Here is an 8,651-nt window from a genome sequence, read left to right on the forward strand (position 1 = left end):
CAAGAGTAGTCAGGCGATTTGACCACACGTTGACTTGGTAAGAATTTTCTAACGCTTGCGATCGCATCCAATTTTTAAACTGAGTCTGGAAGCTATTCAACGCTGTTCTAACTGCTGCTAAGTTACTGGCAGAAGGAGTTTGAGCTAAACGCTCCAAAGCAGTCTCTAAGTTTTGCGATCGAGTGTTAAACTCATTCAGTGCCGTACCCTTCAACCAAAGCCGATCGTTTGCCAGCAAGAATTGCCACTCCTGGCGCAAATTAGCGTAACGCGCTGCTGCGGTGTGGAAAGGCTGACGATAAGGGACTGGTGCAGTCACTTTGACTTTTGTGCCTTGGGTGTTGTGAAAAACTTGCTGGAGGTCATCGTTGAGGTTTTCTACAGCAAAGAGGGCGTAACCGCTCGCGGGTAAATCTCTAACGAGCTGAATTTGGTCGAATGCACCCATAGTTGGTAAGTTCAGCAAGCGAATTCCTGGCAACAGCAAAGCCGAACCGAGTTTGCTAGAGGTAATCCAGGGTTGGGCGAGGCGCTGAAAACGGTAAGAATCTAGAGCATAAGTCATCGGCACGATCAAATCTACATCGCCGCGATTTGCCCAGACTTCCCAGTGTTGCTGCAACTTATGGGTGCGATCGTGTTCTGATAGGGGAAAGACAGCCACAGACATCACCAAGTTAGGGCGCTTTTGCTTCAAGTAGCGGGAAGCTTGAGCGACAAAACTATCGATTTGTTGCGTGCGAAACTGCGTCCACCTTTGCCATAAATCGCGATCGCTTGGTTTAATTGTCGTTGGGTCTACGCCCGTCAGTTGTTGAAACTGCTGCCTTGCGGCAATTCCATAACCATAAGTCCGGTCGGCGCTGGGGTCTTGGAAAGGATAGCGGATGTAGTCTAGTTGCAAACCATCCACGTTGTAGCGGCTGACAATTTCTTCGTAAAGCCGTAATAAATATTGTCTGGCGGCGGGGTTAGCAGGGTCTAAAAATGGCTTACCTTGACCAGGCGGAAATAAACTACCGCGATTATCGTAACTCGCCCACTCGGGATGAGCGGCAATGACGGGTCCTGGATAATCTGCGGGTAAATTTATCAGCTTATTATGACGCTTGTTGCCTGCGGCAAAAGTCCACACCCAGGCATGTAACTCCATATTGCGATCGTGGGCTAACTTCACCGCTGATGCTAACGGGTCCCAGCCTCTAACTAGTGGGTTGGGTTGAGGTGCAACTTGACTGGGATAGATCGGATAGCCAGCGTTAACGGTTTCAAAAAAGATTGTATTGATACCAGCAGCAGCGAGACGGTCAAAAATCTTTGCCAATCCTTGCTCCGAACCCGCACGAATAATACTACCTCGGTCTAGCCATATCGCCCGAATTTCTGGTTGAGCCGCGTACTGTTCGACGGGGTAGTTTTGCCATAGTAGGGCTTGTGCTTTGTGCCACTGCTGGCGCGCCCCCGCAAAGTCCTTTTGGGCGATCGCCTGGGGTAAAGTTTTGGCAATTGCTTTCGCCTCTGCGACTGCCCTAGCTGCCGATTCTGGTAACGTACCCACAAAGGAGCCAGTTGTCGCGACAGCCGTTGCTTCAGAGTTAGTCAGCTGTGCCGTTGCATTATCATTAGCTATGCTGCCACTAAAAGCACGAGCTGCTAACTGAGCGCTTTCAAAGCGTCCGATCAGATTATCTAACTCTTGTTTAAGCGCAAATGCCTGTACCCCATCTAAACCTGGTGGGGCAATTCTTTCAATGGCTTCATCGGCTGGGAGTTGGCGGTTGGTAGTTGGTAGTTGGTAGTTGGTAGTTGGTAGTTGGTTCTCCCCTGCTCCTCTGCTCCTAGTCTCCTCTGCTCCTAGTCTCCTCTGCTCCCTGCTCCCTGCTCCCTGCTCCCTGCTTCCTACCACCGCACTACTACAATTCTGCGGCGATACCGTAGCCGACTCAGGCAAGGAAATATACTGACTCAAAGACGCTCTCAACCAAGCGCGATCGAAGTCTCCTGGTGATACGTGACTCGAACCCCAACGCCAACCTAAAACCGTGGCGCGATCGCTTTTGACGACTGCGGCTTGATTTATTTGCGACTGCCAAATCGCGATCGGTCTACTATTCACACCAGTGGGAATCACAACTCCTCCCTGCACCAAACCATCATTTCCGGCTGGCTCCAGCCAATCTTTACTATTACCCTGTAAGGTTTGTAAGTTATTGGGAGCATCTAGAGGAAATCCCCAGTACGCGCCTAAAAGCGAACTCAAGAGCTGGCGTACCCCTGGCTGACTCATACTTCCAACAGCACCGCTGGCTATGACTTTACCACCCCGACTCATCCATGCTTCTAAAGCAAGTGCTTGGTTAAAGTCAATATTCTCTACGTTAGGCAGAAAGATAACAGAGCGATCGCTCAAATCGCTAGCATTTTTGACAGCAGCTAAATCGACGACGCAATAATTGACTCCCGCCGCCTGTATGCGCGAAGAGATTTCCGTCCACTGAGCAGCATTATCCTCACTTTTAACTACAGCTAAAACTGCGGGTTCTTCTGCGGCTGTAGCAGGTAAATAGAAGGCAAGAGGCAAAAGTAGAGACGTTACTAGCGTCTCTACTAAAAAATTCACAGACCTAGCCCTTACCAGGGTTGGTAAGACAAAAATATCAAAATTTTTAGACATTACTTAATACAAGTATCGATGAGTTCCTCAATTCCCCTGACTGGGAGAATTGGGATATTTAATTTATGAGATAACTCTTCTACTGTCATATCATCCAAAAAACAGTTTTCGCCATACTTCAGCATCACGGCAGGCAGTATGACCGCGTTCCCTAAGTCTTTACCATATAACCCTTCTAATAAATCTTGTCCTGTAAGTAATCCGGTGACAGAAATTTTTTGTCCCCAATAGTGACTACACAGAGCTACCATATCTATCCGCAGCCCATTTACTTGATTTAACTGTCGTAAAATTGGTTGAAACGCTTTTTCTACGGCATTACCAACAACCCAGATAAATCGGCGCGATGGCTCGACTTGCAGCGGAAGATGTTTGGCTGCACTAGCAAAATGTTTTAAAAATAGGCGAATTGAACCCACACCGTTATCGATTTGAGGATAATCTTCATAATGAGATTGCGGTGGTAAATCCTCACCTGCAACCAAAAACCACTCGTCTGCTAACCAGGCAAAGTTAGTGCCTAGCTGCTGGCGGAATTTCTGCTGCAAAGCTTTGACTTGGGCTATGACTTCGGCTGCTTTTTCTGGAGTCACTGGAATTAACTCATCTTCATCTGGACGAAACCGTGTCAAGCCTACTGGTACGACAGCAACAGAAGTAACTGCTGGTACTTCCCCAGGATAAAATTTGGCGAGATCGAGCAACGTTCTTTCCAGATGCACGCCATCGTTAATCCCAGGACAAACAACAACTTGAGCGTGAATTTGCAGTCTTCGTTCTCGAAACCATTCAATCTGCTCTAAAATTTGAGCGGCTCTAGGATTTTTTAGCAGCCGCACCCTAACTTCAGGTTCGGTAGCGTGGACTGAGACATACAAAGGAGAAAGCCGCATTTGTTCGATTCGCTGCCATTCCTTTTGGGTGAGGTTTGTCAGTGTCAGGTACGAGCCATAAAGAAAGCTGAGGCGATAGTCATCATCCTTAAGGTATAAACTCTGTCGCTTACCTGGAGGTTGCTGGTCGATAAAACAGAACGGACAGCGATTGTTACACTGAATTAACCCATCGAACAGGGCTGTCTCAAACTCTAGTCCTAAATCTTCGTCGTAGTCTTTCTCAATTTCAACCGTATGAGTTTTACCTGCCGCATCTAAGACATCCAGTTGCAGCACTTCATCAGCACACAAAAACTGATAATCGATCAAGTCGCGGGGACGAGTATCGTTGATGGATACGATCGCATCGCCTGGTTCAAAGCCAATCTCAGCAGCAATAGAATCAGGCAAAACCTTAGAAATGCGGGCAGGACGAATAGTTAGATCACTCATGGCTTGAGGGGTGAGGAGCGAGGAGTTAGGGGAAGAAGATCGGCTCAGGGATCTGAGGGAGCAGGTGAGCGAAGAAACAATTCAAAATCCAAAATCTAAAATCCAAAATATCCCTACACTCTATACCCTACATCCTATACCCTATAATCTACTCACCACTCTCTTACCCCTCGCTCCTCGCTCCTCACTCCTCGCTCCTCACTAAACATTCGGTAATATTTTAAAACCGATCGCGGCTAGAATTGCGATGCCAAAGGCGAGTCGATACCAGACAAAGATCCAAGTGTCTTTAGTCTGTAGGTAACGCAACAACCATGCGATCGCGAGGTAGGAAAAAATACCAGATGAAACTACCCCGACGATCAAATTTAGGATTCCATCACTGCCAATTCCGACTTCCAAAGCGTCTTTCAACTCTACTAAACCCGAGATCGCAATTGCCGGAATACTGAGTAAAAAAGAAAATCTAGCGGCTTTTGCTCGTTCTAATCCTAAGAATAGTCCGGCTGTGAGTGTAGAACCAGAACGAGATACACCAGGAAATAAGGCGAGTGTCTGAGCAAGCCCCATCAATATGCCATCTTTAACTGCAGGTTCGTTAAATTTGCGCTGGCGGTTCCCGAAAATTTCTGCTAGTCCTAGCAAACAAGACATGACGATCGAATACACCGCGATCGCTGCTAAGCTGCGTAAGGGTGATTTATCAAAACCAGGATAGAAGATTTTAATCAGCAATCCAAAAAACACGATGGGTATCGTACCTAAGAAAATACCTAGTGTCGTGCCAAATTCTCTAGAACCATAATCTGAGTTGGCAATTGATTTAACAGTTCCAGTAACAATTTGCGCTAAATCTTTCCAGAAGTACCATAGCACAGCGGCAAGACTACCAAGTTGAATCACGGCAGTATAGGCAATACCAGGATCTCCCCATCCAAGTACGACTGGTACAACTTTCAAATGCGCCGTACTGCTGATTGGTAAAAATTCTGTCAATCCTTGGACTATCCCCAGAACGAAGGATTGCAATACAGTCATTCCAGATCCCTCTACGGCTGTATTGGGTTGCACGCCGAGAACCTTAATAGGTACAGCAATGACTGCTGCACAAGCAGCTACACCTATCATCAGAAGTTTAAACATTTGATGTTGTAATAAAGCCATAGAAGTTAAGGGATAAGGGCAACTGTTAACTGATTTTCTCGCTACAGCATACCTGCAAACTGCAAATGAGGGGAGGGGTAAAAAAGATCGAAGAATAGATCGGTCAATACTCTAGCGGTTAGTACCTCCTACATACAACCGATCGCGATCGAGTTAGCATGTGAAGTGAGTAGGGGAAAGAAAAGCGATCGCTATGCCTGTAACCAGAGTCAGTTGGACAATAGACGAGTACCATCGAATGATTGCAGCAGGGATTTTGGATAGTCGGCGCGTGGAACTAATAGAGGGAGAAATTGTAGAAATGCCACCAGAGGGAGAACCTCACGCCTATTTCAGTAGTGAAGCAGGAGAATATTTGATCCGATTGCTGGGCAATCGCGCCACAATCCGTTTAAGCAAGCCAATTACACTTTCTCATGACTCCGAACTCGAACCCGATATCGCGATCGTACAGCGGTTAGGACGCGAGTATTTACAGCATCATCCTTACCCTGAAAATATTTTTTGGCTGATTGAATATTCAGATTCCAGTTTGGACAAAGATCTAGAAATTAAAAGCAAAATTTACGCTCAAGCCAGCATTCCTGAATACTGGGTAGTTAATCTGAAGAAGAGACAGCTTATAGTGTTTCGCGATCCTCAAGATGGACAATACGCTACAAAATTTACACTATCTGAAGGGACAATATTTTCATTAGCTTTCTCAGATGTAGCTATAGTTATTAATTCAATTGTGAGCGTGTAGGTTAATTGTTATCTAACTGATACTGTTGCAGGTTCTAAAGCTGCCACTAACTTCACGTCAAATTCTGTTTCAAATAACGCCTTTTTATAATCCAAACTCCACAATTCTAAAGCACAATCATCATTAGGTTGAGACGGAGTTAGATACAAATAAAATTCTTTTGAATCTGAATGGCGATCGCAACGCACGCGCTTCACTCCACCAATTTGACGGCGATCTAAAGCCACGGCTAACCGAAGAAAAGCGCTTAAATGATTGATAATTTGTCGATCTCGTTTGCTAGGTAAATTCCGATAGGATTCGTGCTTTTTCTTTGGGGTACTCTTCCGGTGATAGCGGGCAATATTGGCAATAATTTCAATTTCTGTTTCGGTGTATCCTAATAATTCTCCATGTCGAATCAAGTAGTATGAGTGTTTGTGATGCGAGGAATGACTAATAAAGTGTCCGCAATTGTGTAACATTGCCGCTGCCCACAGCAATTCTTGTTCTTCTAAACCCCATTGGTGTAAAATTTCTTGGGTTTGGTTAAACAAACTCATGGCAAAATGAGCCACGCGATCGCTATGTTCCAAGTTAACTTGATATTTCTGCGCTGTTTTGATGACACTCCGTTGCCGGATCGAACTTTGATAGCGCAAGCGATCTTCAATCAAACCGTGAGTCAGCATCCAGTCTACAATGATGCCTTCTCGCAGCGATCGCTCGCACACTACCAACGTCTCGGCTTCTAACAAAGTCATCGCTTCTTGTAAAATTGTCGCCCCTGCTAGTATAATCTCCGAACGGCGATCGTTCATCCCTGGAATTGCTGCCCGTTCGCTGTAATTTAGCTTCCGCAGGCGATCGACTAATTGCCGCAATTCCCTCAAACTAAATTCATACCCAGTCAAGGGGGACGGTACTGTACCCGTTTTTTCTCTAGCAATAATTGTTGCTACCGTTTCAATCGTGCCAGAAGTTCCCACTAAGCGGAAAATTTCCCCTGGCTGTAAGTGTGCGTGCAAGTCTTCCGCCGCACGTTCTAACATTCCCCGCACGTAGGCTTGAAGATATTGATATTCGCTGTTAGTAATCGGATCTGTGGTGACGAATTCCGAGGTAAGTCTGACAGCTCCAATTTTGTTACTACTGAGAGAACGCGGTTCGTGGCTATCTCCCAAAATTATTTCTGTAGAACCACCACCAATGTCGATAATGGCATGGGGTTGGTTGTTAAATTCCATTCCCGATAGTACGCCGAGATAAATGCGACGTGCTTCTTCATACCCAGAAATCAAGTCAACATTTAAGCCGATTTCTTCTTTGACTTGATGTAAAAACTCACGTCCGTTGGGTGCTTCGCGGACAGCGCTCGTCGCTACAGCAATAATAGAATGAGCGTTGCAGCTCTTGGCAATGTCTTGAAAACGGCGTAACGTAGAGATCGCTCTTGCCATCACCTCTGGTTTCAATTCTCCCGTTTCTGGGTTGCGATCGCCTAACCTGACAGTTTCTTTTTCTCTAGTAATGATGGTAAAAGCTGGCAGTTTCGGCTCTATACTGACTACTACCATATGCAGAGAGTTTGTCCCCATGTCGATCGCCGCGAGGATCTGTTCTTGCTCTACAATTTGAGCGGGAATACTCTGCCAGCTAGTGAAAACAGAATCAACCATCTAATTTACTGGTAATTAACGGCAACGACTGAACGGCAATTATTGAGATGAAGTTTTGAGTTTTTTCTACCCAAACTTCACGCTATTCTAATTAGGGAAAAAGATACGAACCATTACATCTGCCTATAGTTACCATTTTTCCATGAATACGATCGCACCACAACAGAGTTCCGAACCAACCTGGTTGAAAATTATCCGGCTGTTACGTTGGGATAAGCCAGAAGGACGTTTAATTTTAATGATTCCCGCTCTGTGGGCGGTGTTTTTAGCAGCTAGAGCGACTCCACCCTTACTACTAGTAGGAGTCATCGTCTTAGGTACTTTTGCTACCAGTGCTGCTGGGTGTGTCGCGAACGATCTTTGGGATCGAGACATCGATCCGCAAGTGGAAAGGACTCGCAATCGTCCTCTTGCTTCCCGCGCTTTATCTATCCGAGTAGGTTTTGTAGTTGGTTTAGTTGCTTTAATTTGTGCTTTTGTTTTGTCTTTATATTTAAACCAATTATCCTTTTGGCTGTGTGTCGCCGCCGTACCCGTGATTTTGCTTTATCCAGGGGCAAAGCGAGTGTTTCCCGTCCCTCAGTTGGTATTATCTATTGCCTGGGGTTTTGGCGTATTAATTAGCTGGAGTGCTGTCACGGGAAGTATAGATCGGGCAACTTGGTTGCTGTGGGCAGCAACTTTATGCTGGACGCTAGGATTTGATACAGTTTATGCGATGAGCGATCGCGAAGATGACAAGCGCATCGGCGTGAATTCCAGTGCTTTATTTTTCGGGAAATACGCCCCAGAAGCGATCGCGGTTTTCTTTGCTGGTACTGTGTTTTTACTCGGTTGGCTAGGGGTAGTCATGCACCTACATCTAGGTTTTTGGATTACCCTAGTCTTGGCTGCATCTGGCTGGATTTGGCAATATACTCGATTGCGCGATCCGCAGTTACCAAATCCAGCTTACGGAGAAATGTTTCGTCAGAATGTTTGGTTGGGTTTTCTGTTACTTGGGGGAATGATTGCGGGGATTTTGATTTGATAGCCCCATGTGCAACAGATCTACTGCCCCCTTTTTAAGGGGGTTGGGGGAT

7 protein-coding genes are annotated in these 8,651 nt (G+C 45.9%); 3 read left to right on the forward strand and 4 right to left on the reverse strand.

The features are described 5' to 3' along the window. Nucleotides 1–2,674 (reverse strand): glycoside hydrolase family 10 protein (locus ACRC32_RS19390; RefSeq protein ID WP_438555508.1); only part of this gene is annotated, 2,674 nt, incomplete at its 3' end. Then, the gene (locus ACRC32_RS19395) at nt 2,674–4,002 is read right to left on the reverse strand and encodes a TIGR03279 family radical SAM protein (protein WP_438555509.1); all 1,329 of its coding nucleotides are present in this window, start codon (nt 4,000–4,002) and stop codon (nt 2,674–2,676) included. The genes ACRC32_RS19390 and ACRC32_RS19395, both read right to left, overlap by 1 nt. Nucleotides 4,003–4,012: 10 nt before the next feature. Between ACRC32_RS19395 and ACRC32_RS19400 the strand changes: the two genes are divergently transcribed. Further along, nucleotides 4,013–4,207, forward strand: coding sequence for a hypothetical protein (locus ACRC32_RS19400; RefSeq protein ID WP_438555510.1), 195 nt, complete (start codon nt 4,013–4,015; stop codon nt 4,205–4,207). On the opposite strand, the gene ACRC32_RS19405 is transcribed toward ACRC32_RS19400, so the two are convergent. After that, nucleotides 4,204–5,166 (reverse strand): undecaprenyl-diphosphate phosphatase, encoded by a 963-nt coding sequence (locus ACRC32_RS19405; RefSeq protein ID WP_438555511.1) that lies wholly within the window; start codon nt 5,164–5,166, stop codon nt 4,204–4,206. The two genes, ACRC32_RS19400 and ACRC32_RS19405, sit on opposite strands and share 4 nt — an antisense overlap. Before the next feature lie 193 nt (nt 5,167–5,359). On the opposite strand from ACRC32_RS19405, the gene ACRC32_RS19410 reads away from it, so the two are divergent. Then, a complete protein-coding gene (locus ACRC32_RS19410; RefSeq protein WP_438555512.1) occupies nt 5,360–5,911 on the forward strand; it encodes a Uma2 family endonuclease in 552 nt (183 codons plus the stop codon). Between the two features lie 8 nt (nt 5,912–5,919). Here ACRC32_RS19410 and ACRC32_RS19415 read toward each other — a convergent pair whose 3' ends face one another. Beyond that, on the reverse strand, nt 5,920–7,569 hold the full coding sequence (locus tag ACRC32_RS19415; protein ID WP_438555513.1) for a Ppx/GppA phosphatase family protein: 1,650 nt from the start codon (nt 7,567–7,569) through the stop codon (nt 5,920–5,922). A gap of 142 nt (nt 7,570–7,711) precedes the next feature. Between ACRC32_RS19415 and ACRC32_RS19420 the strand changes: the two genes are divergently transcribed. Then, entirely contained in the window at nt 7,712–8,599 is an 888-nt protein-coding gene (locus ACRC32_RS19420; protein WP_438555514.1) for a 4-hydroxybenzoate solanesyltransferase, read from the forward strand. Nucleotides 8,600–8,651 lie beyond the last annotated feature (52 nt).

Source organism: Chroococcidiopsis sp., assembly GCF_051657925.1.
Taxonomy (GTDB): domain Bacteria; phylum Cyanobacteriota; class Cyanobacteriia; order Cyanobacteriales; family Chroococcidiopsidaceae; genus Chroococcidiopsis.